The organism is Acidovorax sp. LjRoot118 (assembly GCF_964253575.1).
Classification (GTDB): Bacteria; Pseudomonadota; Gammaproteobacteria; order Burkholderiales; family Burkholderiaceae_C; genus Acidovorax.
On record NZ_CAXURB020000001.1, the window covers coordinates 5242447 to 5268689 of the forward strand.

Annotated in this window: 25 protein-coding genes and 1 riboswitch; of the genes, 14 read left to right on the forward strand and 11 right to left on the reverse strand. The window is 69.1% G+C overall.

Annotated features, from left to right (window positions below):
- Positions 1 to 26 precede the first annotated feature (26 nt).
- Both ACSQ9E_RS24655 and ACSQ9E_RS24660 read left to right on the forward strand, forming a co-directional pair.
- On the forward strand, positions 27 to 833 hold the full coding sequence (locus ACSQ9E_RS24655) for an adenosylcobinamide-GDP ribazoletransferase (RefSeq protein WP_428002493.1): 807 nt from the start codon (positions 27 to 29) through the stop codon (positions 831 to 833).
- A 10-nt stretch (positions 834 to 843) separates the two neighbouring features.
- Positions 844 to 1410: a histidine phosphatase family protein gene (locus ACSQ9E_RS24660; protein WP_436219425.1), complete on the forward strand. Its 567-nt coding sequence runs from the start codon at positions 844 to 846 to the stop codon at positions 1408 to 1410.
- Between the two features lie 263 nt (positions 1411 to 1673).
- Here ACSQ9E_RS24660 and ACSQ9E_RS24665 read toward each other — a convergent pair whose 3' ends face one another.
- Positions 1674 to 2129: a type II secretion system protein N gene (locus ACSQ9E_RS24665; RefSeq protein ID WP_057266225.1), complete on the reverse strand. Its 456-nt coding sequence runs from the start codon at positions 2127 to 2129 to the stop codon at positions 1674 to 1676.
- Between the two features lie 47 nt (positions 2130 to 2176).
- Between ACSQ9E_RS24665 and gspG the strand changes: the two genes are divergently transcribed.
- The 10 genes from gspG (at position 2177) to ACSQ9E_RS24715 (ending at position 12265) form a co-directional block, all read left to right on the forward strand.
- On the forward strand, positions 2177 to 2641 hold the full coding sequence (gene gspG, locus ACSQ9E_RS24670; protein ID WP_057200181.1) for a type II secretion system major pseudopilin GspG: 465 nt from the start codon (positions 2177 to 2179) through the stop codon (positions 2639 to 2641).
- 278 nt (positions 2642 to 2919) lie between these two features.
- Positions 2920 to 3345, forward strand: coding sequence for a prepilin-type N-terminal cleavage/methylation domain-containing protein (locus ACSQ9E_RS24675; RefSeq protein WP_057200179.1), 426 nt, complete (start codon positions 2920 to 2922; stop codon positions 3343 to 3345).
- Positions 3342 to 3716, forward strand: a complete 375-nt coding sequence (gspI, locus tag ACSQ9E_RS24680) for a type II secretion system minor pseudopilin GspI (RefSeq protein ID WP_235514243.1) — start codon at positions 3342 to 3344, stop codon at positions 3714 to 3716. The genes ACSQ9E_RS24675 and gspI overlap by 4 nt, the downstream gene beginning before the upstream one ends.
- Positions 3717 to 3733: 17 nt before the next feature.
- Entirely contained in the window at positions 3734 to 4450 is a 717-nt protein-coding gene (locus tag ACSQ9E_RS24685) for a prepilin-type N-terminal cleavage/methylation domain-containing protein (protein WP_428002494.1), read from the forward strand.
- Positions 4450 to 5448 (forward strand): type II secretion system minor pseudopilin GspK, encoded by a 999-nt coding sequence (gspK, locus tag ACSQ9E_RS24690; protein WP_057200177.1) that lies wholly within the window; start codon positions 4450 to 4452, stop codon positions 5446 to 5448. Before ACSQ9E_RS24685 ends, gspK begins: the two co-directional genes overlap by 1 nt.
- A gap of 50 nt (positions 5449 to 5498) precedes the next feature.
- Complete coding sequence (gene gspL / locus ACSQ9E_RS24695; RefSeq protein WP_436219426.1) at positions 5499 to 6752, forward strand: type II secretion system protein GspL; 1254 nt, start codon at positions 5499 to 5501, stop codon at positions 6750 to 6752.
- Positions 6749 to 7423: a type II secretion system protein GspM gene (gene gspM, locus ACSQ9E_RS24700; protein WP_057200175.1), complete on the forward strand. Its 675-nt coding sequence runs from the start codon at positions 6749 to 6751 to the stop codon at positions 7421 to 7423. The genes gspL and gspM overlap by 4 nt, the downstream gene beginning before the upstream one ends.
- 17 nt (positions 7424 to 7440) lie before the next feature.
- Positions 7441 to 8259, forward strand: coding sequence for a type II secretion system protein N (gene gspN / locus ACSQ9E_RS24705; RefSeq protein ID WP_057200258.1), 819 nt, complete (start codon positions 7441 to 7443; stop codon positions 8257 to 8259).
- Positions 8260 to 8263: 4 nt separating this feature from the next.
- The gene (gspD, locus tag ACSQ9E_RS24710) at positions 8264 to 10873 is read left to right on the forward strand and encodes a type II secretion system secretin GspD (protein WP_436219427.1); all 2610 of its coding nucleotides are present in this window, start codon (positions 8264 to 8266) and stop codon (positions 10871 to 10873) included.
- Positions 10874 to 10876: 3 nt separating this feature from the next.
- Positions 10877 to 12265 (forward strand): GspE/PulE family protein, encoded by a 1389-nt coding sequence (locus tag ACSQ9E_RS24715; protein WP_436219428.1) that lies wholly within the window; start codon positions 10877 to 10879, stop codon positions 12263 to 12265.
- A 106-nt stretch (positions 12266 to 12371) separates the two neighbouring features.
- Here the strand turns inward: ACSQ9E_RS24715 and ACSQ9E_RS24720 are convergent, their stop codons facing one another.
- From ACSQ9E_RS24720 to ACSQ9E_RS24760, 9 genes are all read right to left on the reverse strand, one after another.
- A complete protein-coding gene (locus tag ACSQ9E_RS24720; RefSeq protein ID WP_436219429.1) occupies positions 12372 to 14054 on the reverse strand; it encodes a methyl-accepting chemotaxis protein in 1683 nt (560 codons plus the stop codon).
- Between the two features lie 174 nt (positions 14055 to 14228).
- The gene (gene thiC / locus ACSQ9E_RS24725; RefSeq protein ID WP_436219430.1) at positions 14229 to 16124 is read right to left on the reverse strand and encodes a phosphomethylpyrimidine synthase ThiC; all 1896 of its coding nucleotides are present in this window, start codon (positions 16122 to 16124) and stop codon (positions 14229 to 14231) included.
- A gap of 115 nt (positions 16125 to 16239) precedes the next feature.
- Positions 16240 to 16363, reverse strand: a riboswitch (TPP riboswitch).
- A gap of 132 nt (positions 16364 to 16495) precedes the next feature.
- On the reverse strand, positions 16496 to 16669 hold the full coding sequence (locus ACSQ9E_RS24730) for a hypothetical protein (RefSeq protein ID WP_164470706.1): 174 nt from the start codon (positions 16667 to 16669) through the stop codon (positions 16496 to 16498).
- Positions 16670 to 16678: 9 nt separating this feature from the next.
- Positions 16679 to 17602, reverse strand: coding sequence for a UDP-3-O-acyl-N-acetylglucosamine deacetylase (gene lpxC / locus ACSQ9E_RS24735; RefSeq protein ID WP_057200171.1), 924 nt, complete (start codon positions 17600 to 17602; stop codon positions 16679 to 16681).
- 57 nt (positions 17603 to 17659) lie between these two features.
- A complete protein-coding gene (locus ACSQ9E_RS24740) occupies positions 17660 to 18394 on the reverse strand; it encodes an anti-sigma factor (RefSeq protein WP_436219431.1) in 735 nt (244 codons plus the stop codon).
- Positions 18391 to 18984, reverse strand: coding sequence for a sigma-70 family RNA polymerase sigma factor (locus ACSQ9E_RS24745; RefSeq protein WP_082607996.1), 594 nt, complete (start codon positions 18982 to 18984; stop codon positions 18391 to 18393). Before ACSQ9E_RS24745 ends, ACSQ9E_RS24740 begins: the two co-directional genes overlap by 4 nt.
- Positions 18981 to 20591: a DUF4384 domain-containing protein gene (locus ACSQ9E_RS24750; protein WP_057200168.1), complete on the reverse strand. Its 1611-nt coding sequence runs from the start codon at positions 20589 to 20591 to the stop codon at positions 18981 to 18983. The genes ACSQ9E_RS24745 and ACSQ9E_RS24750 overlap by 4 nt, the downstream gene beginning before the upstream one ends.
- A 91-nt stretch (positions 20592 to 20682) precedes the next feature.
- Positions 20683 to 21507: a hypothetical protein gene (locus ACSQ9E_RS24755; RefSeq protein WP_057200167.1), complete on the reverse strand. Its 825-nt coding sequence runs from the start codon at positions 21505 to 21507 to the stop codon at positions 20683 to 20685.
- Between the two features lie 60 nt (positions 21508 to 21567).
- Entirely contained in the window at positions 21568 to 21933 is a 366-nt protein-coding gene (locus tag ACSQ9E_RS24760; RefSeq protein WP_436219432.1) for a COG4315 family predicted lipoprotein, read from the reverse strand.
- A gap of 297 nt (positions 21934 to 22230) precedes the next feature.
- On the opposite strand from ACSQ9E_RS24760, the gene ACSQ9E_RS24765 reads away from it, so the two are divergent.
- Both ACSQ9E_RS24765 and ACSQ9E_RS24770 read left to right on the forward strand, forming a co-directional pair.
- Positions 22231 to 22926 (forward strand): response regulator, encoded by a 696-nt coding sequence (locus tag ACSQ9E_RS24765; protein ID WP_436219433.1) that lies wholly within the window; start codon positions 22231 to 22233, stop codon positions 22924 to 22926.
- 12 nt (positions 22927 to 22938) lie between these two features.
- Positions 22939 to 24792, forward strand: coding sequence for a sensor histidine kinase (locus ACSQ9E_RS24770; RefSeq protein ID WP_436219434.1), 1854 nt, complete (start codon positions 22939 to 22941; stop codon positions 24790 to 24792).
- A 77-nt stretch (positions 24793 to 24869) separates the two neighbouring features.
- Here ACSQ9E_RS24770 and ftsZ read toward each other — a convergent pair whose 3' ends face one another.
- Positions 24870 to 26129: a cell division protein FtsZ gene (ftsZ, locus tag ACSQ9E_RS24775; RefSeq protein WP_428002500.1), complete on the reverse strand. Its 1260-nt coding sequence runs from the start codon at positions 26127 to 26129 to the stop codon at positions 24870 to 24872.
- Positions 26130 to 26243 lie beyond the last annotated feature (114 nt).

Here is a 26243-nt window from a genome sequence, read left to right on the forward strand (position 1 = left end):
CCAGAGGGCCCGCACTGCGCCACCCCATGCAAGCCCTGCGCCACTACCTGCTGGCCGTGCAGTTCTTCACCCGCATCCCGGTCACCGGGCGGCTGGCCGGCTGGGTGGGCTTCAGCCCCGCCATGCTGCGTGCCAGCGCCGCGCACCTGCCCGGCGTGGGCTGGCTCGCTGCGGCTGTGGCGGCGGGGGTGTACGCGGCGCTGGCAATGGCCCTGGCGCCCAACCCGCTGGCCCCGGCCGTGGCGGCAGTGTTCTGTACCGTGGCCACGGTGCTGCTCACCGGGGGCTTCCATGAGGACGGCCTGGCCGACGTGGCCGATGGCCTGGGCGGCAGCTACGACCGCGAACGGGCGCTGGACATCATGAAGGATTCGCGCGTCGGCGCCTTCGGCGCCATGGCGCTGGTGCTGGCCCTGCTGGCCAAGGTAAGCTTGCTGGCGCTGCTCGGCGTGCACAGTCTGGCCACGGCGCTGGCGGCCCTGGTGGGCGGGCATGTGCTGTCGCGCCTGTGGCCGCTGTTCATCGTGCGCCGCCTGCCGCATGTGGGCGACACCGCTCGATCCAAGAGCAAGCCGCTGGCCGACCAGATCACCGGCGCGGCACTGGTGGTGGCGGCGGCCTGGTGCCTGGCCCCGCTGGCGCTGGCCTGGTTCTGGAGCTCCACGGCCATCACCCTCGCCGCCGTCACGCTGAGCGCTCTGGGCGCGGCCTGGATGGCCCGGTGGTTCGCACGGCGCCTGCAGGGCTTTACCGGCGACTGCCTGGGCGCCACCCAGCAGATCGGCGAGATCGGCTTTTACCTGGGTGCCGCGCTGGCCCTGGGGCCGGGCTGAGGGCCTGGCCGTGCAGCTCTGGCTGGTGCGGCATGCGCCGCCCGTGGTGGCCACTGGCACCTGCTACGGCATGCTGGACATGCCGGCAGAGAGTGCCCCCACCCTGGCCTGTGCACAGCGCCTGGGCCAGGCCCTGCCCGGCCCGGCACTGGTCTGGCACTCGCCGCTGCAGCGGTGTGCGCAGCTCGCCCAGGCCGTGCAGGCCAACCGCCCCGACTGGCAACCCCGGCCCGACGCCCGGCTGCGCGAGATGGATTTCGGCGCCTGGGAGGGCCGCGCCTGGAGCAGTCTGGCCAAGGCCGACATCGATGCCTGGACCGCCGAATTCGCCCACCACCGCCCGGGCGGCGGCGAGCCGCTGGCGGACATGCTGGAGCGCGTGGCCCAGGCCCTGCAAGACACGCAGGCGGCAGCGCGGGCCGCCGGCCTGGCCCATGCGGTGTGGCTCACCCATGCGGGCGTGGCCCGCTGCGTGGACTGGCTGCTGCGCCATGGCGACAACGCCACGCCATACGCCGACCAATGGCCCGTGCATGCCCCCGCCTGGGGTGAATGGGATACCGTCGACCTGGGATGAAGGCCTTCATTGGCAAAATACCAACAGATCCGCAGGGTAAGCAGAAGCAAACCATGAAAGCACGGGCGTCCACGCCCGAGGCCTGCTGAGCCCCGGAAGGGTCAGAGGCTGGGAATTTTTTGGCCTTGCCCGAAGGGCGCGTCAAAACGCCCCGGATCTAGGCGCAAAGCACAGCCATAGCTCGGGCTATGGCGAGCATTTGCAACGACGAGCCGGGGTGTTTTGGCGTGCAAGGCGGGCATGGGCGAAAGATTCTCAGCCTCTCAGTTCTTGCGCGGCATGTCCAGCGTGAGCATGGCCGGGCCGCCCACATCGGCACCCAGTTGCGCCTGGCGCGGGCCGAGGGACTGCAAGACCATGCCGGAGTCCACCAGGGTGCCCACGCGGAAGGTTTTGGGCGGCTTGCCGTCTACCGCGATCAGCGCGGCACCGCCTCCACTCTGGCGCCCGGACAGCACGCCAATCAGGGCAAAGCGGCTGGCCAGCGAGGCCACTGGCGCCGCCACGGCGGCCACCGCGCCGGCCGGCACGGCGCCCAGCACCCGGGCGACCGCCTGGGCATCGGGCACCGCCGACATGGAGGCCATCGCCGGAACGGCTTGCGCGACCGGCCGGTTCGACAGGCGCAGGCCCCAATAGGCCACGCTGGCGCCCGCGGCGACCCAGAACGCCAGAGTCCCCAGGCGCACGCCCCATTTGCTGTATGAATTGGTCACCATGCGGGGATTATGATTCACCCGATACGACCCTAGCGAGACCGCCTGCAGTGAACACTCTTTCTTTCCTGTCTTCCTCCGCCTCCCTGGGCTCCGCACGCCGCAGCCTGGCCCGGGGTTTCACCCTGATCGAGCTGATGGTGGTGGTGGTCATCATCGGCGTGCTGGCCGCGCTGATCGTGCCCAACGTGCTCGACCGCGCCGACGACGCGCGCAGCACTGCCGCCAAGACGGACATCACCAACATCATGCAGGCGCTCAAGCTGTACCGGCTGGACAACCAGCGCTACCCCACGCCCGAGCAGGGCCTGCAGGCGCTGGTGGCCAAGCCCACGTCCGGCCCGGTTCCCGGCAACTGGAAGCTGTACCTCGAAAAGCTCAACAACGACCCCTGGGGCCGCCCTTACCAGTACCTGAACCCCGGCATCAAGGGCGAGATCGATGTGATGTCCTTCGGTGCCGATGGGCAGTCGGGCGGCGAAGGCAAGGATGCCGATATCGGCAGCTGGCAGTAAGGATGTTGGCCCCCACGGTCGCGCACTGCGTGTCGCTCCCTGCCCCCCAGGGGGGCCGGGCCTTGCTTGGGGCGGCCCGGCGCAAGGCCGGTGCCCCCACGCTCCCGCACTTCGTGTCGTCGCTGCCCCCCGAGGGGGCCGGGCCTTGCTTGGGGCGGCCCGGCGCTGCGGCCGGCCGCCCTCGGCTGGTGCTGTGACCGTTGCAACGGCGCCCCATGCACACCGTTGACGCCTGCGATGATGCTGCGAGCACTGTGTGCCCGGCATTCCAAACACCCATGACACGCCGTGCACGTGGATTCACGATGCTCGAATTGCTGGTGGTCATCAGCATCATGGCGCTGGCGACGGCGGGTATTTCGCTGGCGCTGCGCGACAACGGGCAGACGCAGCTCGAGCGCGAGGCGGCGCGGCTGGCTGCCCTGCTCGAATCGGGGCGGGCGCAGTCGCGGGCCAGTGGCGTGCCGGTGCGCTGGCGCGGCGGGCCGCAGGGTTTCAATTTCGAGGGGCTGCCGCCCGAGGCGCTGCCGCACCAGTGGCTGGCCACCGGCACCCTGGTGCGCGGCAATGCCATCCTGCTGCTCGGGCCCGAGCCGGTGATCGGGGCGCAGCAGGTGCTGCTCACGCACCAGGACCACCCCGACCAGGCCCTGCGCGTGGTGACGGACGGGCTGCGGCCTTTCAGTGTGGAGTCGGTGCAATGACCCGCACTCCCATGAACACGCACCAGCAGGGGTTCACGCTGGTGGAGGTGCTGGTGGCCCTGAGCATCGTGGCGATTGCGCTGATGGCCGGGCTGCAGTCCACGAATGCCCTCACGCGCAATGCGCTGCGCCAGTCCGACATCGTGCTGGCACAGCTGTGCGCCGAGAACGAACTGGTGCGCACGCGCCTGTCGCGCCAGATGCCCAGCGTGGGTGACAGCACCCAGCCCTGCGAGCAGGCGGGCCGGCGCTTTGACGTGCGCCTGATCGTGCGGCCCACGCCCAACCCGAGCTTTCGGCGGGTGGATGCGCAGGTGCTCGACGGCGAAAACTCCGTCCTGCGCATATCGACCATCCTGGGGCGCTATTGACCATGCGCTCCAGGCCCATGACCCACCCTGCGCGCCTCGCTGTGCCACCAGGCCGCGAGCGCAGCCCGTTGCCGGCGGCATCGGGCGGCTTCACGCTGATCGAACTGCTGGTCGCCATTGCGCTGATGTCCATCCTGGCCATCATGAGCTGGCGCGGCATCGACGGCATGGTGCGCGCGCAGGAGCAGACGCGCCTGCGCGCCGATGAGATGCTGGTGATCCAGTCGGCCCTGGGGCAGTGGGGCGCCGACCTCGACGCCATCCTGCCGCTGGCCAGCACCACCCCGATGGACTGGGACGGGCAGGTGCTGCGCATCACGCGCCGCACCACGGCCGTGCCCGACGAAGGCGCGCTGGTGGTGGCCTGGACCCGGCGTGATGCGCCGGGCGTGGAGGGCGGCGGCCAGTGGGTGCGCTGGCAGTCCCCGCCCGTGCGCAACCGAACCGAATGGCAGCAGGCCTGGCAACAGGCCGAGCAGTGGGCGCGCACGCCCGACGAACAGGCCCGGCGCTACGAGATCAGCCTGGTGCCCATCACCAACTGGCAGCTGTTCTATTTCCGCGGCGGCGCCTGGTCCAACCCGCTGTCGAGCGCCGGGCAGACCGCAGGCACCCCGGCCTCCACCCTGCCCGATGGGGTGCGGCTGCAGATCACGCTGTCACCCGGCCAGGCACTGAGCGGCGCCATCGTGCGCGACTGGGTCAACCCGACACTGGGTGGGGGACGCACCTGATGCGCCGCGCACCGAACATCCGGCAACGGCGAACGCTGGCCCAGCGCGGCGCGGCGCTGCTCGCGGCCATGCTCACAGTGACGCTGGTGGCCACGTTTGCCGCCGCCTCCCTGTGGCAGCAGTGGCGCGCCATCGAGGTCGAGACCGCCGAGCGCGCCCGCGTGCAGGCCGCCTGGATACTGGTGGGGGCGCTGGACTGGTCGCGCCTGATCCTGCGCGAAGACGGCCGAGCCGGCGGTGCCGACCACCTGGCCGAGCCCTGGGCGGTGCCGCTGCAGGAAGCCCGGCTGTCCAGCTTCCTCGCGGCCGAGCGCGGCGTGGCGCAGGTGGAAGACGCCAGCACCGACACCACCGATGCCTTTCTCTCGGGGCAGATCACCGACCTGCAGTCGCGCCTGAACATCACCAGCCTGGCCGAAGGTGGGCAGGTGCAGGCCGGGGCCTTGAAGCAGTTCACCCGGCTGTTCGAGCGGCTGGGGCTGCCCTCGCAGGAGCTGGCGCTGCTGCTGGAAAACCTGCGCAAGGCCCAGGCCCGCACGGGGGCCGATGGCAGCGCCCCGCTCATGCCGCAGACAGTATCTCAGCTGGGCTGGCTGGGGCTGTCGCCGCCCACCGTGGCGGCGTTGCTGCCGCATGTCACCATCCTGCCGGTGCGCACACCGGTCAACCTCAACACGGCGGGCATCGACGTGGTCTGGGCCAGCATCGACGGGCTGGACATGGCCGGTGCCCAGAAGCTGGTGCAGGCCCGCGAATCGAAACATTTCCGCTCCATGGCTGAAGTGGTCGAGGTGCTGGGCAAGGTCCCGTTCGACACCAATGACCTGGCCATCGCCTCGGCCTATTTCGAGGTACGGGGCCGGCTGCGCATGGACAACACCACTGTGGACGAGCGCTCCCTGGTCCGCAAGCTGGGCCTGGAAGTGACGACGCTGTGGCGGGAACGCGGCGCTTTCGACCGGGACACTGCCGCCCCGGCGCAACAGGGCCTGCGCTGAATGCGCGCAGCCCTCCCAGCACACCCTAAAATGGCCCGCACTACCCGCCCATGAGCACGCTGATACTTTCCCTGCCGCCCTCCCTTCCGGGGATATCGACCCAGTACGGCTATACGCTGACTGCGGACGGGCACACCGCACAGCGCCACGCGCTCACCGAGGCCGCCCTGCTGCCCGAGACCGCGCGCCCCGGCGAGGTCGTGGCCGTGGTGCCGATAGAGGCGCTGTCCTGGCAAAAGGTGCAGTTGCCGCCCGGACTGCCCCTGGGGGCCAGCCAGCAGACACCGCGCCTGCGCTCGGCGCTGGACGGCCTGCTCGAAGACCGCCTGCTCGACGACACGGCCCAGCTGCACTTTGCGCTGCAACCGGGCGCCCAGGCCGGCGTGCCGGTGTGGGTGGCTGTGTGCGACCGTGCCTGGCTGCGTGCCCACCTGCAGGCCCTGGAGGCCGCAGGCCGGCGCGTGTCCCGCGTGGTGCCCGAGTTCGCGCCCGGCCCCACGGCCAGTGGCGGCCCCGAGGTGTCGGCCATCGGCACGGCGGACGACCCCCAGTTGATCCTGTGCGGGCTGGGCGCCGACCAGGGGATTTCGGTGCTGCCGCTGACGCCGGCCACGCTGGCCTTGGCAGGCCTAGGCGCTGCCGGCAGCGATGCGCCGCCCACCCCCTTGCGCGCCGACCCGGCCGTGGCGGAACTGGCCGAACGCGCACTGGGCCACCCGGTGGACCTGCACACGGCCAGCGCCCGCGCCCTGGACGCCGCCCGCGGCGACTGGGACCTGGCGCAGTTCGACCTGTCCAGCACCAGCCGTTCGCGCGCCCTGCGCAAGGCCGGCGGCGTGCTGAGCGCCCTGCTGTACGCCCCCCAGTGGCGCGCAGCGCGCTGGGCGCTGGGCGTGCTCGTACTGGCGCACCTGGCGGGCCTGAACGTCTGGGCCTGGCAGGAGCGGCAGGCCTTGGCCGCCAAACAGACCAGCCTGCGCAGCACCTTCACGCAGACCTTCCCGCAGGTGCAGGCGGTGATCGCCCCCCTGGAGCAGATGGAACGCGAGATGGCGCTGCTGCGCCAGGCGTCCGGCAGCTTCTCGCCGCGCGACCTGGAGCCCATGATGGCCGCCGCGGGCAGCGTGCTGCCCGATGGCCGCATCCCTACCGGCCTGGAATTCACCACCGGCGAGCTGCGCCTGCGCGGCCTGCCGCTTGCACCCCAAGAGGAACCCGTGCTCACCACCCGACTGCGGGCTGCCGGCTACACCGGCCGCCTGGACGATGGCAGCCTGGTGCTGCGTGCGGAGACCGCCCCATGAGCCAGCTCGCCCCCTTGAAAACCCAATGGCAGGCCATGGCCCCGCGCGAACAGAACTTCGTGCTGGGTGCTGCCGCCCTGGTGGGCCTGGCCCTGGTGTGGTGGGTGGCCATTTCACCTGCCCTGCAGACCTTGCGCACCGCCCCCAAGCGCCACGCCGAACTGGACACGCAGCTGCAGCGCATGCGCAGCCTGCAGGCCGAGGCTCAGCAGTTGCAGGCCGCACCGCGCAACAGCACGGGCGACCCTACCGGCGCCCTGCGCAACGGCCTGACCCAGCGCATGGGCACAGCCGCCCAGCTCAACGTGACCGGCGACCGTGCCACCGTGACGCTCAAGGCCGCCCCTGCCGATGCCCTGGCGCAGTGGCTGGCCCTGGCGCGCAGCAATGCCCGAGCCGTGCCCATCGAGGCGCGCCTGACCCGCACCGCCAACCCGACCACTCCCGCAGCGACGGGCAATGCCCGCCCGGCCCCGCAAGGCCCGGCCATGGCGCCGGCCTTGCCCGCACCGGGTGCGGGCGCCATATCCTCCGGCCCGCTGATGCCGCCGATTCCCGGCAACATGCCGGCCATGGGCGCCAACCCCGTACAGGGCAATGCGCCCGAGGGCTCTGCCCCCGGAACCCCGCGCTGGGACGGCACGCTGGTGCTGGCCCTGCCTGCACGGTGACCCCCACGGAACGCCCCGTGTCACCAGCCCGCAGCACACGCACCTCCTCGCGCACCACCGGTGCCGTACCGCGCTCGCCCTGGGGCTGGGCGGTGGGCGGCGCCCTGGCCGGCCTGCTGCCTGCGCTGGTGGTCTTTGCCCCGGCGCAATGGCTGGCGCAGGGCCTGGCCCGGGCCACGGGTGGGCAACTGCTGCTGTCGGAAGCGCGTGGCACGGTCTGGAGTGGCTCTGCTCAATTGGTCCTGACCGGCGGCACCGCCAGCCAGGACCGCACGGCGCTGCCCGGGCGCCTGCAATGGACATTGCGCCCCACCCTGAATGGCGTGCGCGCGCAGGTGCAGGCCCCCTGCTGCACCGTGCAGCCGCTGCAGGCGCGGCTGGCGCTGGGCCTCTCGCAACTGCGCCTGACGGTGGGCGACGGCCAGAGCAACTGGCCCGCCGCATTGCTATCGGGCCTGGGCACGCCCTGGAACACGCTGCAGCCGCAAGGCCAGCTGGTGCTGCAGACCCAGGGGCTGCAAGCCGCCTGGCAGGCCGGCCGCATGGTGCTGGACGGCAAGGTGCAGCTCGATGCGCTGGACATGTCCTCGCGCCTGTCCACCCTGCGCCCCATGGGCAGCTACCGGCTGGCCGTGCAGGGTGGCGAGGTGCCCATCCTGACCTTGACCACCCTGAGCGGCCACCTGCAATTGAGCGGCACCGGCCAATGGGTAGGCCAGCGCCTGCGCTTTGCGGGCGAGGCCAGTGCAGCGCCCGACCGCGAAGCGGCGCTCACCAATCTTCTGAACATCATCGGACGGCGCAACGGCGCGCGCTCCCTCATCACCGTGGGTTGACCCTATGACGACTTCCGCATCCTCCCTTTCGCCGCACCTGCAATGCGCCGTCAGCTCGATCACCCTGGCCGCCATGCTGCTCACCAGCAGCCCGCTGGCGCTGGCGCAGACAGCCGTTGGCACGGGCACCAGCAGCGTGCGCGGGAACGAACCCGTCACGCTGAACTTCGCCAACGCCGAGATCGAGGCCGTGGCCCGCACCATGGCCACCATCACCGGGCGCAACGTGGTGGTCGACCCGCGCGTGAAGGGCCAGCTCACGTTGATCACCGAGCGCGCCGTGCCCCCCTCGGCCGCGTTCCAGCAGTTCCTGGCCGCACTGCGCCTGCAGGGCTTCACGGTGGTCGAATCGGCCGGCCTGTACAAGGTGGTGCCCGAGGCCGACGCCAAGCTGCAGAGCGGCAGCGTGGGCGTGAGCGAGTCGGGCTCTGCGCGCGGCACGCCCGGCGGCGGGCAGATCGTGACGCAGATCTTCAAGCTCAATTACGAAAACGCGGGCAACCTGGTGCCGGTGCTGCGCCCGCTGATCAGCCCCAACAACACCATCAACGTGAACCCCGGCAACAACTCGCTGGTGATCACCGACTACGCCGACAACCTGCAACGCCTGGGCCGCATCATCGCGGCGATGGACGTCTCCAACGCCAGCGATGTGGAGATCATCCCGCTGCGCAACGCCCTCGCGGTCGACCTCGCGCCCCTGGTGGCACGCCTCATTGATGGCGGCAGCGGCGCCGCGCCTGCCGCTGCCCAGGGCCAGGCAGATACCTCGTTCAAGACCACGCTGCTGGCCGAGCCGCGCAGCAATTCGCTGATCCTGCGTGCGGCCAACCCTGCGCGAGTGGCCATGGTGCGCGCGCTCGTCGACAAGCTCGACCAGCCTCCGGTGCCGGGCAGCAGCGCCTCCATGGGCAATATCCATGTGGTCTACCTCAAGAACGCCGATGCCACCAAGCTCGCCACCACCCTGCGCGCGGCCATGGCCAGCATGGGCGGCAACTCCAGTGGCGGCGCCGGCGCCAGCACGCCGGCCATTTCCAGCGGTGCTTCGTCCAGCTCGCTGTCAGGCGGCGGCAGCAACAGCGGTGGCCTGAGCGGCGGCTCCAACAGCAGCAGCAACAGCAGCCTTGGCGGGCTGGGCAGCAGCTCCGGCATGGGCAGCAGCTCGGGCATGGGCAGCAGCAACAGCAACCAACCCTCCACCGGCGGCCAGATCCAGGCCGACCCGACCACCAACTCGCTGATCATCACGGCACCTGAGCCGCTGTTCCGCCAGCTGCGCACCGTGATCGACAAGCTCGACGGCCGCCGCGCCCAGGTGCTGGTGGAAAGCCTGATCGTGGAGGTCTCCGCCACCAAGCTGGCGGAGTTCGGCATCCAGTGGCAGGGCGTGCTGGGCAAGCAAGGGGATGGCACTGTCGGCGTCATCGGCACCAACTCCACCCAGGGTGGCGGCGTCAACATCCTGAGCGCGGCAGCCAACCTGGCAGCCGGCAACTACACCGGCCTGCTCCCCACGGGCAACGGGGGGGGCCTGAGCAACGGGCTGAACCTCGCGCTGGCGCCACGCATCAACGGCCAGTACTACCTGGGAGCCCTGGCCAACTTCCTGCAGAACAGCGGTGACGCCAACGTGCTGTCCACCCCCAACCTGATGACGCTGGACAACGAGGAAGCCCGCATCGTGATCGGCAACAACGTGCCCTTCCCGACCGGCTCGTATGCCAACACCGGCGGCAGCAACACGGTGAACCCCTTCACCACGGTGGAGCGCAAGGACGTGGGCCTGATGCTCAAGGTGCGCCCGCAGATCAGCGAGAACGGCACCGTCAAGATGTCGATCTACCAGGAAGTCTCCAAGATCAACGAGAACACCCTGAGCTCCGTGAATGGCCCGACCACAAGCAAGCGTTCCATCGAGTCGAACGTGGTGGTGGACGATGGCAGCATCATCGTGCTCGGCGGTCTGCTCGAAGACAGCTACTCCCAGGGCGAGGACAAAGTGCCGGTCATGGGCGACCTGCCGGTGGTGGGCGGCCTGTTCCGCAGCGAGAAGCGCCAGCGCAACAAGACCAACCTGATGGTCTTCCTGCGCCCCGTGGTGGTGCGTGATGCGGCCACGAGCGAAGCCCTGATGGTCGACCGCTACGATGCGATCCGCGGGCTGCAGCAGGTGACGCAACCCGCGTCGAGCCTGCCACTGCGGTCGATATCGGGCGCCCCCGTGCTGCCGGAACTGCCCCAGCGCAGCACCCCGGCACCGCGCGTGCAACCCGCCGCCCCCCTGCAGGACCTGGTGACGCCTGTGCAACCAGCACCCCGGTTGACGCCTTCGGGCGTGCCCATCAGTGAAGCCCCGGCGCCCGCTGCGGCCACTGCACCGACCTACTACGTGCGTGCCGGCGTGTTCGGCGATGACTCGGCCTCGCAGGCCGCACTGGCCAGGCTGCGCAATTCGGCACTCCCCATCTCGGAGCAGCCGGTGGACACCAGCCAGGGCCCCCGCACCAGCGTGCGCGTAGGCCCGTACCACAACCCGGCTTCGGCCGACTCCGCTGCCGCGATGGTGCGCGAGCTCGCGCCCGCCGCCACGGTGACCCGCCAGACGCTCTGACCCATGCGCCACCCCCTGCCCTACGCCTTTGCCCGCACCTCCCAGCTGCTGCTGGAGGACGATGGCCAGCAGCTTGTGCTGTGGCACGGCCCTGCACCCGATGTGACCGCTCTGTCGGAAGTGATGCGCAAGCACAAGATCCGCCACCTGCAGTCACTGGCGGCCCCGGCCCTGGCCCAGCGCATCAGTGCCGCTTATGCCCAGGGCGAATCGAGTGCCGCCACCGTGGTGAGCGAAGTCGAGTCCGACGCCGACCTGTCGCGCATGATGCAGGACCTGCCGGCGGTGGAAGATTTGCTGGAGACGGCCGACGACGCGCCCATCATCCGCATGCTCAACGCCCTGCTCACGCAGGCCGCACGCGACGGCGCGAGCGACATCCACATCGAGCCCTACGAGCGGCATTCGAGCGTGCGCTTTCGCGTCGACGGCTCGCTGCGCGAGGTGGTGCAGCCCAACCGCGCCCTGCACGCCGCCCTGATCTCGCGCCTGAAGATCATGGCCGACCTCGACATTTCGGAAAAACGCCTGCCGCAGGACGGGCGCATCAGCCTGCGCCTGGGCACGCGCGCCATCGACGTGCGCGTCTCCACCCTGCCCAGCGCCCATGGCGAGCGCGCCGTGCTGCGCCTTTTGGACAAGAGCGAAAGCAAGCTCAGTCTGGAAGCCGTGGGCATGCAGGGCGACACGCTGCGCCGCTTCGAGGGCCTGATTGCGCAGCCGCACGGCATCATCCTCGTGACCGGGCCCACAGGCTCGGGCAAGACGACCACGCTCTATGCAGGCCTGGGGCGGCTGGACGCCTCGCGCAACAACATCATGACGGTGGAAGACCCCATAGAGTACGAACTGCCCGGCGTGGGCCAGACCCAGGTCAACAGCAAGATCGAGCTGACCTTCGCCAAGGCCCTGCGCGCCATCCTGCGCCAGGACCCGGACATCATCATGATCGGCGAAATCCGCGACTTCGAGACCGCGCAGATCGCCATCCAGGCCTCGCTCACGGGCCACCTGGTGCTGGCCACGCTGCACACCAACGACGCGGCCAGCGCCGTGACGCGCCTGACCGACATGGGCGTGGAGCCTTTTCTGCTGTCGTCCTCATTGCTCGGCGTGCTGGCCCAGCGGCTGGTGCGCAAGTACTGCAGCCACTGCCAGGGTGCCGGCTGCGAGCACTGCGGCCAGACCGGCTATACGGGCCGCACCGGCCTGTTCGAGCTGCTGGTGACCAACGACGCCATCCGCGCGCAGATCCATAACCAGGCCTCCGAGGCGGACATCCGCACGGCGGCCCTCGCAGGCGGCATGGCGCTGATGCGCGAAGACGGCGAGCGCCTGATCGCGGCCGGCATCACCAGCCGCGAAGAAGTGCTGCGCGTCACACGGGATTAGCAGACCTTCGCGCCGTATGGGACCCCAAGAGAAAAGCCCCCGTCACCAACCGGCGACAGGGGCTTTTTGCTGGGCGCAGCCAGGGGCTCTACCAGCCGGCAGACCGTCAGCGGATCTGCAATGCTTGCTTGGGCGCACGCACCGGAACGGCAGGCCGCTGGGCCGGCGCAGGGATGCCCTGGCGTGGGGTCGGCATGCTGCCGCCCGCACCCGGGCTGGCGGCCCTGGCTCCCGGCTGCAGCTTGAACTGGCTCACGGCCTGGGTCAGCTGCAGTGCCTGCTCGCGCAGCGACTCCGAGGCTGCGGTGGACTGCTCCACCAGCGCGGCGTTCTGCTGCGTCATGTTGTCCAGCTGGCTCACCGACTGGCTGATGTGGCCCACGTTGTCGCGCTGCTCGGCGGACGATGCCGTGATCTCGCTGATGATGTCCGAGACGCGGCGCACGCTGCCCACGATCTCGTTCATGGTCGCTCCCGCCTGGCTCACCAGGCGCGAGCCGTCTTCGACACGCTCCACCGAGGAGCCGATCAGGCCCTTGATCTCCTTGGCAGCCGCTGCCGAGCGCTGGGCCAGGCTGCGCACCTCGCTGGCCACCACGGCAAAGCCCCGGCCTTGCTCTCCGGCACGGGCGGCTTCCACCGCCGCATTGAGGGCCAGGATGTTGGTCTGGAAGGCAATGCCGTCGATGACGCCAGTGATGTCGGCGATCTTGCGCGAGCTGGTGGTGATCTGGTCCATGGTGGTCACCACCTGGGAGACCACCACACCGCCGCGCCCGGCCACCTCGGCGGCCGACGAAGCGAAGTCGCTGGCCTGGCGTGACGATTGGGCGCTCTGGCCAATGGTGCTGGTGAGCAGCTCCATCGACGAAGCGGCCTCTTCGAGGTTGGCGGCCGTCTGTTCGGTGCGGTGGCTCAGGTCATGGTTGCCCGAGGCGATCTCGGTACTGGCCGTGGAGATGTTGCTGGCCGCCTCCTGCACCTGGTGCACCAGGCCACGCAAGGCATCCTGCATGCGTGCCATGGAGGCCACGAGTTGGCCCACCTCGTCCTGCGAGGTGACCTGCACGTCCTGCGACAGGTCACCGCCGGCAATGCGTTCCGCCAGCTCGCTGGCCTGGGCAATCGAGCGGGTGATGGAGCGCACGCTGAAGAAGGTCAGCGGGATGAGCACGGCCAGTGCGAGCACCAGCACGATGCCGATCAGGCCGGACATGGTAGTGGTCAGCGTGTTCACGCCCTCGCGCGCCTCGTCCATCTTGGTGCGTGCCGTCACCGAGAGGTCGGACAGCAGCTTGTCGGTGGCCTCCATATGCTTCTTGAGGCGGTCGGCATAGGCACCGCCCACGGCGCCGTCGATCTGGGCGCGCTCGATCTGCTCGAACACGGGAGAGATACCGGCCTCGTACTCCTTGACCTCGGCCAGGGACTTGTCGATGGACTCGACGAAGGCCGCATCGCCCGACTGCACCTGGCGCACATCGGCCATGCCCTTGTTCAGCGCGGTGAGCGATTTCTTCCAGCTCTCGCGCAGGGCTGCGACCTCGACGGAGTTGTTGAAGCTGATGATGATGTCTTTTTCGGACCGGCGCAGGTCACCCAGGGTGGTGCGCAGCTCGGCCACATCGGTCAGGGTCTGCACCCGCTGGGAGAACAGCTGGTCCAGGGTGCTGCGGGTGCGCTCCAGCGCCAGATACCCCATGGCACCGATGACCACGAGCAGAACCAGGGAGAAGATCGTGCCGAAATAAAGACGTGCGCGGATGGAAAGACGGCTGAGCAGGTTCATCGCTCTTCCTTACATTTTTTGACAACTCAAGCATAGCAACTTTGGTGCCATAGGGTGGCTTGTCCCTACGGAGCGTGTGTGGGCGCGACTGTATGCGCCCCGCACGCTCCACCCCAGAGGGTATGTACCGCCCCCCTGCCCCCAGCAGCCAAACTGCGGGGGCAGTAGCCACGCTTATTTCACCGGGTGGATGGGCACATACAACTCGCCACCGCCGCGCTGGAATTCCACGGCCTTGGCTTCCATGCCATTTGAGAGCGCTTCGCTCTCTGCCAGGCCCTTCTGCGCCGCGAATTCGCGCACTTCCTGCGTGATCTTCATCGAGCAGAACTTGGGCCCGCACATGGAGCAGAAGTGCGCCACCTTGGCACTGTCCTTGGGCAGGGTTTCGTCGTGGTATTCCTTGGCAGTCTCGGGATCCAGGCCCAGGTTGAACTGGTCCTGCCAGCGAAAATCGAAGCGCGCCTGGCTCAGGGCATCGTCGCGCGCGCGCGATCCCGGGTGCCCCTTGGCCACGTCGGCCGCATGCGCCGCGATCTTGTAGGCAATGATGCCCTGCTTGACGTCGTCGCGGTCAGGCAGGCCCAGGTGCTCCTTGGGTGTCACGTAGCACAGCATGGCCGTGCCCATCCAGCCGATCATGGCGGCGCCGATGGCCGAGGCGATGTGGTCGTAGCCGGGGGCGATGTCGATGGTCAGCGGGCCCAGGGTGTAGAACGGTGCCTCATGGCAAGTCTTGAGCTGCTCGGTCATGTTGGCCTGGATCATGTGCATGGGCACGTGGCCCGGGCCTTCGATCATGGTCTGCACGTCGTGCTTCCAGGCCACCTGGGTCAACTCGCCCAGGGTGTGCAGCTCGGCAAACTGCGCCTCATCGTTGGCGTCCGATGCACAGCCGGGGCGCAGACCGTCGCCCAGGCTGAAGGACACGTCGTAGGCCTTCATGATGTCGCAGATGTCTTCAAAATGCTCGTACAGGAAGCTCTCGCGGTGGTGCGCCATGCACCACTTGGCCATGATGGAGCCGCCGCGCGAGACGATGCCCGTGCGCCGCGCCGCCGTGAGGTGGATGTAGGCCAGGCGCACGCCGGCATGGATGGTGAAGTAATCCACGCCCTGCTCGGCCTGTTCGATCAGCGTGTCGCGGAAGATCGCCCAGGTCAGGTCTTCGGCCACGCCGCCGACCTTCTCGAGTGCCTGGTAGATGGGTACGGTGCCGATGGGCACCGGGCTGTTGCGCACGATCCAGTCGCGCGTGGTGTGGATGTTCTTGCCGGTGGACAGGTCCATCACGTTGTCGGCGCCCCAGCGGATGGCCCAGACGAGCTTTTCGACCTCTTCCTCGATGCTGGAGGTGACGGCCGAGTTGCCGATGTTGGCGTTGATCTTCACGAGGAAGTTGCGCCCGATGGCCATGGGCTCCACCTCGGGGTGGTTGATGTTGGCCGGAATGATGGCGCGACCACGCGCCACCTCGTCGCGCACGAACTCTGGCGTTATGGTGCGCGGGATGCTGGCACCCATCGGGTTGCCCGCCAGGCGCTGCTCGCGCCCGGCATCGGCCAGGTACTGCGCCATCCACTCGCGCTTGCCGTTCTCGCGGATGGCCACGTACTCCATCTCGGGGGTGACGATGCCCTTTCTGGCGTAGTGCATCTGCGTCACGTTGGCACCGCTGCGCGCGCGCAGGGGCTTGCGCTGCAGCGCGGCCGCTTCGGCACGCAGCTGGGCCAGGCGCACGGCGTCCTCGCTCTTTTGGCCATCGTCGAGCGCCACGGGCGCGCGGCCCTCGTAGTGCTCCACGTCGCCACGGCCGGTGATCCAGCCGCCGCGCACGCTGGCCAGGCCGCGGCGCACGTCGATCACGGCGTCGGGATCGGTGTAGGGGCCCGAGGTGTCGTAGACGCTGACCTGCTCGCCATTGGTCAGCGCGATGTCGCGCACGGGCACGCGCAGGTCGGTGTGCAGGTGGCCTGGCAGGTAGGCCTTGCGCGAGGCCGGGAACGGCTCGCGCGTGGCGGCCAGCAGCTCGGCGAATTTTTCACGGGCGAGGGGATCGGGTGCATTCATGGGGCGGGTCTCCAGTTCCGGTGGCAAAGGGAATTGCTCCGGAATAGACCTGCGCCCCGCACACGCGCCATGGCGCATGTACAGCCCACCCTGCGGGCCAGCAGGGGCGCGCACGGGCATAGAGGTCGGCTCTTCTTCCGCCGGTATGAACCGGATCAAGTTCGTCGGGTTCGCAGGCAGCCTGATTGTTGGTCAGGCCCCATGCATCTCAGCGCTTTCGCACACCCCGGAGCAGGCGCCAGTATATCGATACCGGCCTGCGTTGTTTCTACGGATTTGCATTCGATCGTATGACTAGGCGGGAGCCGCAGACAGTGCTGTAGCACGGCAAGGCGAACCAACGACGTTAGACGGTTGAAGGCAAATCCGTATCAGATGCGCCCGATGATCGCCACGGCGAAGAAGAACACAGCTGCGATGACGGTCCACTTGAGCACCACCAGGCCCCAGCGCTTGTAATGGGGCTGACCGGTGCCCGCGTAGAACGCGAACGATACGGCGGCTGCCAGCAGCAGCGCCATGACGGCCCAGCGAAAGAGCACCATGGCGGGTGCTTACCAGGCGCGCGCCGGCTGCGCAAAGCCGCGCGGTGCCTGGCGCTCGTCCTCGAAGGTGACTTCTTCCCAGGCGTCGGGCTGGGACAGCAGCTCGCGCAGCAGCAGGTTGTTCATCGCGTGGCCCGAGCGGAAGGCGCTGTAGGCCGCCAGCAGGGGCTTGCCGATGATGTACAGGTCGCCCATGGCGTCGAGGATCTTGTGCTTGACGAACTCGTCGTCGTAGCGCAGCCCATCGCTGTTGAGCACCTTGTAGTCGTCCATCACGATGGCGTTGTCCAGCCCGCCGCCCAGGGCCAGGCCGTTGGAACGCATCATCTCCACGTCGCGCGTGAAACCGAAGGTGCGCGCGCGTGCGATATCGCGGCTGTAGTTGCCCTCGCCCAGGTCGAACTCCACACGCTGGCCGGTGGAGTCCACTGCGGGGTGGTCGAAATCGATCTCGAAGCTCAGCTTGTAGCCGTGGTAGGGCACGAGGCGCGCCCACTTGGCCTGGGCACCAGTGCCCTCGCGCACCTCCACCGGGCGCTTGACGCGGATGAAGCGCTTGGGGGCTTTCTGCAGCTCGATCCCCGCGCTTTGCAGCAGGAACACGAAGGAGGACGACGACCCGTCGAGGATGGGCACCTCTTCGGCCGTGATGTCCACGTACAGGTTATCGAGCCCCAGGCCGGCGCACGCCGACATGAGATGCTCCACGGTGTGCACCTTGGCACTGCCGACCCCGATGGTGGAGGCCAGGCGCGTGTCCGTCACGGCATCGGCCCGGATCGGGATGTCCACGGGCTGGGGCAGATCGACCCGGCGGAACACGATGCCGGTGTCAGGCTGCGCAGGCCGCAGGGTCAGCTCGACCCTCTGGCCACTGTGCAGCCCCACGCCGACGGCGCGGGTCAAGGTCTTGAGGGTGCGTTGCTGGAGCATCCCCCGATTGTAAAAGGGTGGGCCCGTCCCTGCTCGCCGCAAGACCATGGCAAGGCCCTAAGGCACCCGCCACAGTTTCCCGCAAAGGCCCCGATAGACATAGGCACTGGAAGGCATTGCGGGGCTGCTGCCCTCTCGCTCCATGCTCACCGCCAGCTCCACCGCCTTGGCAAACACGGTTTCGGACGGGGCACCCAGTTGCAGGTGCACGAACGCCCCTTGCGGCAGCGGCGCCACCGGGCTGGCCTTGCCCGCCGCATCCAGCGACCACAGGTACAGCACCTGGCCGGCAGGCACGGGCACGGCCGCCACGCGCTTGATGTCTACCGTGCGGCCCTGCCGCAGGCTGGAGACGATGAGCCCTGGGCGCCCGTCGGCCAGGCCCAGCACCCCCACATAGCTTTCGGGCAGTTGGGTGGAGGCCGGTGCATCCGGCCCGCCGTGCTGCGCCTGCCAGAGCGACGGCAGCAGCACCCCCACCATCAGGCCCAGCGCCAAGGCGCCCGCCGGGGCTGGCTGCAACAACCGTTTCCACCACGGCACCCGCACCCCAGGGGCAGGAAACCCCAGGCGCTGCTCAATGGCGCGCCAGGTAGCGGGTGCCGGCGCCTGGGGTGGCAGGGCCAGCAGCGCGGGCGCCATGCGCTCGTTCCAGCGCGCCACGGCTTCGGCCAGATCGGGCCGCCGCGCGAGCAGCTTCTTGAAGCGGCGGCGGGCGCCCCCCTGCAGCGTGCCCAGGGCGTACTCGCCTGCCAGCAGGTCCACGAGCCGGGGGTTCTGGTGCCATTTCATGCGCAGGACTCCATGCAGTCGCGCAGGCGCGCCAGGCTGCGGCGCATCCAGGCCTTGACCGTGCCCAGGGGGCGGGCCAGGCGCTGGGCCAGCTCGGCATGGGTGAGCCCTTCGTAGTAGACCAGCAGCAGCGCGCTGCGCGGTTCGCTGTCGATCTGGCCCATGCAGCGCCCCAGGCGCGAGCCGTCTTCCTCGGCCAGCAGCAGCTCCAGCGGCGAGCCGCCTTCGGCTGCGGCATCGTGCACCTGTTCCTCGCCATCGGCATCGCGCCAGTGCAGCGGCGTTTCGGGCCGGCGCTTGCGCAGTGCGTCGATGGCGCGGTTGCGTGTGACCACGCACAGCCACGACAGGCTCAGCGCCTGCCCCGGCGCACCGGTCTGCGGCCGGTTCCACAGGTGCACGAAGACCTCCTGCAGCACGTCTTCGGCCAGGGCGCGGTCCTGCACCACGCGCACGGCCACCGCCAGCAGGCGGCTGGCCACCAGCTGGTACAGGCGCTGGAAGGCCGATGTGTCGCGCAGCACCACGCGCGACAGCAGCTGCGCCACGGCGTCGGGCAGCCCATCGGCGGGCAATGCAGCGCCAGTCATCGTGGCACCGCGAAGAGCTGCACGGGCATGCCCGAAGCCTGTGCGAAACCGGCACGGATCTCGTCGAACGTGCCTACGCGGATGTCCTCGAAGTCACCCCAGCGCAGCGGCGGCGGCAGGTCGCCATAGACCTCGCTCGGCGCATGCAGGCAGGCGTATTCGGCTGCGGGGTTGAGCACGAAGCGCTCGTTACCCGGCAGGCGCTGCGGCTTGCCCGGCACCATGCGCGGGTCGCGCGTGAAGCGGTTGGGAAAGATGCGCTGGATGCGCCGCGTCACCGGGTCTTGCGAGTAGCAGTACACATAGCCAGGGCGCAGCACCGCGATGTCCAGGCTGGCGCTGCCGCGCTGCGGTGCACCCAACGCCACGGCCAGGGCCGCAACCTCGGGCGCCGCAGCGGGTGCAGGCGGTGGCGGGGCCGCAGTTGCGCTGGCGTCGCCGGGGGCTGGTGCTGCGGCGGGCACGGCGGCCAATGCGGCGCCCGATGCGCGCGTGGAGGCATTGCGCGGCAGCGCCTTCAGCGGGCCGCGTGGCACCTTGGCGAGCACGAAGGAGCGAAAAAAACCCTCGTCCAACGCGCCCTGGGCAGGCAGGCCGAGCGCCTGGCGGTAGCTGCGCAGCGCCGTGGCAAAGGCGGCGTCGGCCTGGTCGTCGATGGCGCCGTCGTAGTAGCGCCGCTCGCGCATGCGCTCCTTGTAGAAGGCGATGCGTTCGGCCTCGTCCATGGACAGGAACCAGTCGGCCAGCTCGCGCTGCACCTCGGCATCACTGTCGGTGGTGCCCAGGCACTGCCAGTAGGGCGCGCGAAGCAGCTTGCCCACCAGTTCCACGGCGGCCAGCTCGACCATGTTGCGCGCCGCCTGCGAAGGGCCATCGGCGCGCGAGGTCGAGAACGAGAACACCACGCCGATGCCGGGGTTGACCAGTTGCGCCTGGCCATCGGCCGCGCTCGCGTCGCGGCTGGCCAGCACGGTGGTGTTCTTGGACGACACACCGGGCAGCAGCGTCATGCTTGCGGTTTCCACCACGGCGGCGTCCAGGCCCAGCACCGAGAACTTGGTCTCGCTGCCAAAACGCACGCCGAACACCGATTGCGCCAGCGTGGCGCCAAAGGAGCTGCCGTTCTTGAGCACCGATTCGTCGAGCTGGCTCACCGTGCCGCGGATGTTGTAGGCCGGCACCACGCCGAAGGCGCTGGTGCGCTGCGCCTGTGCCAGCACCTGGGCCAGGTTCTGCTGGTCGCTGCCGAAGACCGACAGGCGCACGCCGCGCGAGCGCCGCGTCATGTCCGACACGGCAGAGGTGAGCATGTCGCGTGCCGATATGGGCACCTTCTGCGTGGCGTCGCGAAACTCCTCCATCATCATGGTCACGTCGCGCGTGCCCATGTCGAACATCATTTCGTCCATGCAGCGCAGCGCGGGCGTGAAGTTGGTGATGGTGCGCTGCGCCTTGTCCGTGGGGTTGGCCTGGGCGCGCACCTCATTGAGGGCGGCACGGTCGGGTGCCCCGGCACAGCCGGCCAGAGCCGCCGCCAGGGCCAGCACGGCGGCCGCAGCGGCTGCGCGGCGTGCACGGCTGTGCACGGGGGAGTGGTTGAAGGTCATGGCAATCTCGGCAAAGGGGATGGGCGTGCACAGGCCAGCCCGCGGTGCGCACCCAAGCCGGTGCACGCACAGCGCGGGCTGGTGCGGAAAGTCAGCGGCCTACGGGGCGGGTGTAGGAAACGCGCACCCAGCGGTCCTCGTTGCCGACGGCGTCGGTGTCCAGGTCCCAGTCATTGCCGGGGCCGGCATGCTCGCCCTCGGGCTTGGTCGGGCCTTCGGTGGGGCCCTGGCAGCGGTCTTCACCGCGCTTGACCTCCAGGCGCCAGCCAATGCCGTTGACGTTCTGGCACATGGGCTTTTTCTTCTCGATCTTTTCGCAGCCCAGGCTGTCCTGGCTGCGGCCGGTGACGTCGGTGTAGCCATTGGGGCAGCTCACGCCGTTGGCGGGGTTCTTGCCCAGGGTGTAGTGCACGGGGTAGCTAGCGGGCCACAGGTGAACGATCTTCTCGCCCACGAATTTGTCGGCGCCGCCGGGGTTGACGACGCGCTGGTAGCGCCCTTCATCAGGCCCGAGCAGCGCGGCCGGACCGACGGCCGTGAGGTAGCCCATGATGTCGCCCGGCAGACCCGACTGGCCCTTGAGCTTGGGGGGCCCGGCCACCGGGTTCATGGCCGACGGCACACTGATCACGTCGCCCGCCACTGCCGGCAGGCATTTGTCGGCGCCCGCCATCTGGATGGTCACGTAGTTGGGTTTGTTGGCGGGCGGGCAGATCGAGCCGCGCTCGAACACCAGGGTCACGCTGCACTTGAGCACGCCGCCGCTGCGGTTGACCTCGGTGTTGGCCGGGCATTCAGCGCGCTCGGGCACGTTGCCGGTGGCGCGCAGCAGGGAGGCCTTGTCGGCCAAGGCGGAGGTGGAAACAGCGGCACCGGCCAGGGTGAGGCAGGCGATGGCGATGGAAGAGAACTTCATGGGGGTGTCCTTCAGGAAATGGGGGAATGCAATCGGTGAAAGGCCTTGGGTGGGAACAGGTCAGGGCTTGGGCACCACGTGCCATGCGCCACCCATGCCATCGCCCAGGCGGTCGCCGGCCTTGGCATCGCTGGCGTAGTAGTACAGGGGCTTGCCCTTGAAGCTCCACTGGCGCGCACCACCGGACTCGATGACGCCGAAGTCGCCCTCGGCCTTGGCACCGGCCTTGGCTGCAAAGGCCGGCCATGCGGTCAGGCAGCCGCCGCTGCAGTTGCTCTTGCCAGCAGCGTCCTTGTCGTCGAAGGTGTAGACCGTGCGGCCGGCGGCGTCGGTGAGCACGCCCTGCTGAAAGACGGGCTGCGCCTGCGCGGTCAGCGTGGCCAGGCCCAGGAGCAGTGCGGGTGCGAAGTACTTGAGCTGTTTCATGTTGGTTCCTGTATCTCGGTAGGTCCGGTTGAAGAGCGCCACATGGCGTCCTGCTTGTGGAACGGCGCGGTGCAGCGTTTGGATGCAGGGGGCAGAAAACTTTTTTTCCTGATCTCGACCTGCACCCATGCCGAGGCCCTGTGGCTCCTGCAGCACCGGGAAAATCGTAGGTTCCGCGCGCTTTGCCCGCACCCCATGAACATGGGAGGGGCGCCGCCGCGAAGATGGGATGACGCAGCGCAGGCGGGCGCTAAGATGGCGCGACGCACCCCCACCGACCTCCCTACCCTGCCATCCATGAGCACACCCCGCTGGCGCGTCGTACTGATAGAGGACGATGCCGAGATGCGCAGATTCTTCGAAGGCTGCGTCACCGCCCACCCCGATCTGGAGCTGGCCGCTTCCTTCGGCATGCTGGCGCCTGCGCGCCGCTGGCTGGACGAGCACCCTGCCGACGTGCTGCTGACCGATCTGGCGCTGCCCGATGGCCATGGCCTGGCACTGCTGCAGCACGTGGTGCGCACGCAGCCGGCGTGCGAGGTGCTGGTGGTGTCGGTCTTCGGCGACGAGGACACCGTGATCGCCTGCGTGGAAGCCGGTGCCGTGGGCTATATCCAGAAGGACTCCACACCCGCTGACGTGGGCCGGATCATCGTCGGCGTGAAGCACGGCGAGTCGCCCATATCGCCCATGATCGCGCGCAAGCTGCTGGCCCGGCTGCGCCAGCGGGGCGCGCGCGAGGAGCCTCAGCCCCAGACCGTGGACCCGACGCTTCCCAGCCTGGAACTCACGCCACGCGAGTCGGACGTGCTGGAGCTGATCGCGCGCGGCTACTCGTACGCCGAGATCGCGCGCCTGCAGGACATCTCCAAGCACACGGTGCAAAGCCACATCAAGAACCTGTACAGCAAGCTGGCCGTGCATTCGCGTGGCGAGGCGGTCTTCGAGGCCAGCCGCATGGGCCTGCTGGACCGCCACCGTCGCTCTCCCTGACAGTTCACAGTCATGCAGCGCACCCTGGGCCTGCCCGCGTCGTTCATCGGCCACCTGCTGTGCGGCCTGGTCCTTTGGGGTCTGCAGGTTCTGCCGGCGCTGGCGCAGGACGCTGCGCCGCCACCGGGCGTGCAGGTGCTGCGCGACGCCGAGCTGACGGTGCGCCTGCGCCAGAGCGCCAACCAGACCACGACGGCGCACACACTTCCGCTGCACTGGGACGTGCTGCACCGGCGCAAAGCCGGCTGGGCCACCGCCACGCTGCGCTTCGACGCCGTGGAGTCGCAGCGGCTGCAGCCCCAGGCCCTGTTGATCCCCCGGCTGGGCAATGCCTACCGCATCTCGCTCAACGGCATGGAACTGGCTACTGGCGGCGAACTGCTGCTGCCCAATGATGGCTGGACCGGCCGGCGCCCGCTGTGGATCCGGCTGCCGGGCACGCTGCTGCAGGCGCACAACGTGCTGGAGATCACCATCCGCGCGGACTATCTGCGGCGCGCCGGCATCTCGTCCGTCCAGTTCGGGCCGGAGGCGGCGCTGCAGGGCACCTGGCACGCGCTGGAGTGGCAGCGCGTGACGCTGCCGCGCGCGGTCTCGCTGTTCAGCCTGGTGGTGGGCATCTTCTGCCTGCTGCTGTGGTGGCAGCAGCGCCAGGCGCTGTATGCGTTTGCGGCGCTGTGCGAGCTGGCATGGGCCTGCCGCATCACCGCAGCCTGGCTGGAGGAGATCTTTCTGGCCTGGCCCACCTGGTTCCAGGCCGTGCAGGGCCTGTTCTGGGCCGGCTGCCTTGCCACCTACTGGCTCACGCGCACCGTCTGGGGGCCCCGGCCACGGGCAGAGCTATATGTCGCGTCAGCGATCTTCGTGCTGTGCCCCTTTGCCGTGGCAGGCGGCGCCGACTGGGTGCTGGGCTGGACCGTGGTGCTGGTCGTGGCCTGGGCGGCACTGATCCTGCGGCTGGCATGGGAGTGCAGGCACACCCGCGACAGCCCGCGGCTGTGGATGCTGGGGGCCCTGTGCGTCTGCTGGGCGGCCCTGGTGCGCGATATCGCGGCGGCCCGCCTGGCGCCTGCGCAGTACATGGACGGCGGCTGGACGCAATGGGCCGCCGCCTTCGCGGGCGTGGCCGTGCTGGCCATCGTGGGGCAACGCTTTCAGCAGGCGCGCAATGCGCTGATCGACCTCACGGCGTCGCTGGAGCAGCGCGTTCTGCAGCGCGAGGAAAAGCTGGCCGAGCAGCACCAGGCGCTGCGCAAGCTCGAGCGCATCAGCGCCAAATCCGAAGAGCGCGCACGCATCCTGCGCGACATGCACGATGGCGCAGGCGCCCACCTGATCACGGCCATGCGCCAGCTCGAAGGCGGGGTGGCATCGCAGGCCGAGGTGATGCAGACGCTGCGCGAGTCGCTGGACCAGCTGCGCCTGTCGGTGGACGCGATGTCCTTGCCCAACGGCGATGTCAACGCACTGCTGGCCAGCCTACGCTTCCGCCTGGAGCAGCGCATCCGCGATTCGGGTCTGGAGCTGCTGTGGGACGTGGCGCTGCTGCCCCTGTGGCCCGGCAGCAGCGAGGAGGCCATGCGCCACCTGCAGTACATCGTGTTCGAGGCCATCTCCAACGTGCTGCAGCACGCCCGTGCGCGGCAACTGGCACTGACCGCCCGCGCCGACGGCCAGGCCATCACCATCCACCTGCGCGACGATGGCGTGGGCAGGCAGGACGGCGCCTGCGGCAATGGCCTGCGCACCATGCACGAACGGGCGGGGCTGATCGGCGCGGCGCTGGAGCTGCGCCTTGAAGACAGCGGTGGCACCACGGTGTGCCTGTCATTGCCGCTGGATGCACCTGCGCTCACGGCGGCCTGATATCGCCCAGGAGATCGGCCATGAAAAAAGGGCCCGAAGGCCCCTGAAGAGTCAGGGCCTGGCGGTCCCCTACTCCATCAATCCGCCTGCTTGCGCAGGAAGGCCGGGATTTCCAGGTCGTCCATGCCGCCCGAGGACAGCGCGTCCACGCGGGCGGCTGCCTGCGTTCGGTTGGTGCGCCACACGCTGGGCACCGACATGCTGCCGTAGTCGGCCTGCGAGCTGCTGCTGCCGCCATGGCCGGTCTGGCCCGAGGGCACGCCCATGGCATTGCCCATCGCACCGGCAACGCCTGCCACGGGGATCTGGTAGGCCATGTTGTCGGTGCCGGTGCGCAGGCCGCCCTGCACCACCGAGATGGGCTGGCGGCGCGCGTTCTGGCGCGACAGGCCGGTGGCGACCACCGTCACACGGATCTCGTCGCCCAGGGTGTCGTCGTAGGCGGCGCCGAAGATCACGTGCGCATCCTTGGACGCGTAGGCGTTGATGGTGTTCATCGCCAGGCGCGACTCGGACAGCTTGAGGCTGCCCTTGCTGGCCGTGACCAGCACCAGCACACCCTTGGCACCCGACAGGTCGATGCCTTCGAGCAGCGGGCAGGCGATGGCCTGCTCGGCTGCGATGCGGGCGCGGTCGGGGCCGCTGGCCGTTGCCGTGCCCATCATGGCCTTGCCGGGCTCGCCCATCACGGTGCGCACGTCTTCGAAGTCGACGTTCACCTGGCCGTACTCGTTGATGATTTCGGCAATACCGCCAACGGCGTTCTTGAGCACGTCGTTGGCGTGCGCGAAGGCTTCGTCCTGGGTGATGTCGTCGCCCAGCACTTCCAGCAGCTTCTCATTGAGCACGACGATCAGCGAATCGACGTTGGCTTCGAGTTCGGCCAGGCCGTTGTCGGCGTTGGTCATGCGGCGCCCGCCCTCCCAGTCGAAGGGCTTGGTGACCACGCCCACGGTGAGGATGCCCATTTCCTTGGCGATGCGCGCGATCACGGGCGCTGCGCCAGTGCCCGTGCCGCCGCCCATGCCGGCGGTGATGAACAGCATGTGCGCGCCGTCGATGGCCGCGCGGATGTCCTCAGCTGCGGCTTCGGCTGCGTCACGGCCCTTGTCGGGCTTGCTGCCGGCGCCCAGGCCGCTGGCACCGAGCTGGATCACGCTGTGCGCGGAGCTGCGCGTGAGGGCCTGCGCATCGGTATTGGCACAGACGAATTCCACGCCCTGCACACTGCGGGCGATCATGTGTTCGACGGCGTTGCTGCCGCCGCCGCCCACGCCGATCACCTTGATCTGGGTGCCCTGGTTGAAAGTTTCGGCTTCGATCATTTCGATGGACATGTTGGAGCTCCTGGTTCTGTCTTCGTACGCAATTGCAAAATGGGGTTCGGTGTTGTCTGGTGGCGCGGGCGGCATGGCGGTCCTGTGCATCGCCATCGCCCGCCGGGCATTCGT

Coding starts and splice junctions, on each gene's coding strand:
- ACSQ9E_RS24655 (WP_428002493.1), top strand. CDS start 27: ATGCAAGCCCTGCGCCACTACCTGCTGGCCGTGCAGTTCTTCACCCGC.
- ACSQ9E_RS24665 (WP_057266225.1), bottom strand. CDS start 2,129: ATGGTGACCAATTCATACAGCAAATGGGGCGTGCGCCTGGGGACTCTG.
- ACSQ9E_RS24675 (WP_057200179.1), top strand. CDS start 2,920: ATGACACGCCGTGCACGTGGATTCACGATGCTCGAATTGCTGGTGGTC.
- gspI (WP_235514243.1), top strand. CDS start 3,342: ATGACCCGCACTCCCATGAACACGCACCAGCAGGGGTTCACGCTGGTG.
- ACSQ9E_RS24685 (WP_428002494.1), top strand. CDS start 3,734: ATGACCCACCCTGCGCGCCTCGCTGTGCCACCAGGCCGCGAGCGCAGC.
- gspK (WP_057200177.1), top strand. CDS start 4,450: ATGCGCCGCGCACCGAACATCCGGCAACGGCGAACGCTGGCCCAGCGC.
- gspL (WP_436219426.1), top strand. CDS start 5,499: ATGAGCACGCTGATACTTTCCCTGCCGCCCTCCCTTCCGGGGATATCG.
- gspM (WP_057200175.1), top strand. CDS start 6,749: ATGAGCCAGCTCGCCCCCTTGAAAACCCAATGGCAGGCCATGGCCCCG.
- gspD (WP_436219427.1), top strand. CDS start 8,264: ATGACGACTTCCGCATCCTCCCTTTCGCCGCACCTGCAATGCGCCGTC.
- ACSQ9E_RS24715 (WP_436219428.1), top strand. CDS start 10,877: ATGCGCCACCCCCTGCCCTACGCCTTTGCCCGCACCTCCCAGCTGCTG.
- ACSQ9E_RS24720 (WP_436219429.1), bottom strand. CDS start 14,054: ATGAACCTGCTCAGCCGTCTTTCCATCCGCGCACGTCTTTATTTCGGC.
- thiC (WP_436219430.1), bottom strand. CDS start 16,124: ATGAATGCACCCGATCCCCTCGCCCGTGAAAAATTCGCCGAGCTGCTG.
- ACSQ9E_RS24730 (WP_164470706.1), bottom strand. CDS start 16,669: ATGGTGCTCTTTCGCTGGGCCGTCATGGCGCTGCTGCTGGCAGCCGCC.
- lpxC (WP_057200171.1), bottom strand. CDS start 17,602: ATGCTCCAGCAACGCACCCTCAAGACCTTGACCCGCGCCGTCGGCGTG.
- ACSQ9E_RS24740 (WP_436219431.1), bottom strand. CDS start 18,394: ATGAAATGGCACCAGAACCCCCGGCTCGTGGACCTGCTGGCAGGCGAG.
- ACSQ9E_RS24745 (WP_082607996.1), bottom strand. CDS start 18,984: ATGACTGGCGCTGCATTGCCCGCCGATGGGCTGCCCGACGCCGTGGCG.
- ACSQ9E_RS24750 (WP_057200168.1), bottom strand. CDS start 20,591: ATGACCTTCAACCACTCCCCCGTGCACAGCCGTGCACGCCGCGCAGCC.
- ACSQ9E_RS24755 (WP_057200167.1), bottom strand. CDS start 21,507: ATGAAGTTCTCTTCCATCGCCATCGCCTGCCTCACCCTGGCCGGTGCC.
- ACSQ9E_RS24760 (WP_436219432.1), bottom strand. CDS start 21,933: ATGAAACAGCTCAAGTACTTCGCACCCGCACTGCTCCTGGGCCTGGCC.
- ACSQ9E_RS24765 (WP_436219433.1), top strand. CDS start 22,231: ATGAGCACACCCCGCTGGCGCGTCGTACTGATAGAGGACGATGCCGAG.
- ACSQ9E_RS24770 (WP_436219434.1), top strand. CDS start 22,939: ATGCAGCGCACCCTGGGCCTGCCCGCGTCGTTCATCGGCCACCTGCTG.
- ftsZ (WP_428002500.1), bottom strand. CDS start 26,129: ATGTCCATCGAAATGATCGAAGCCGAAACTTTCAACCAGGGCACCCAG.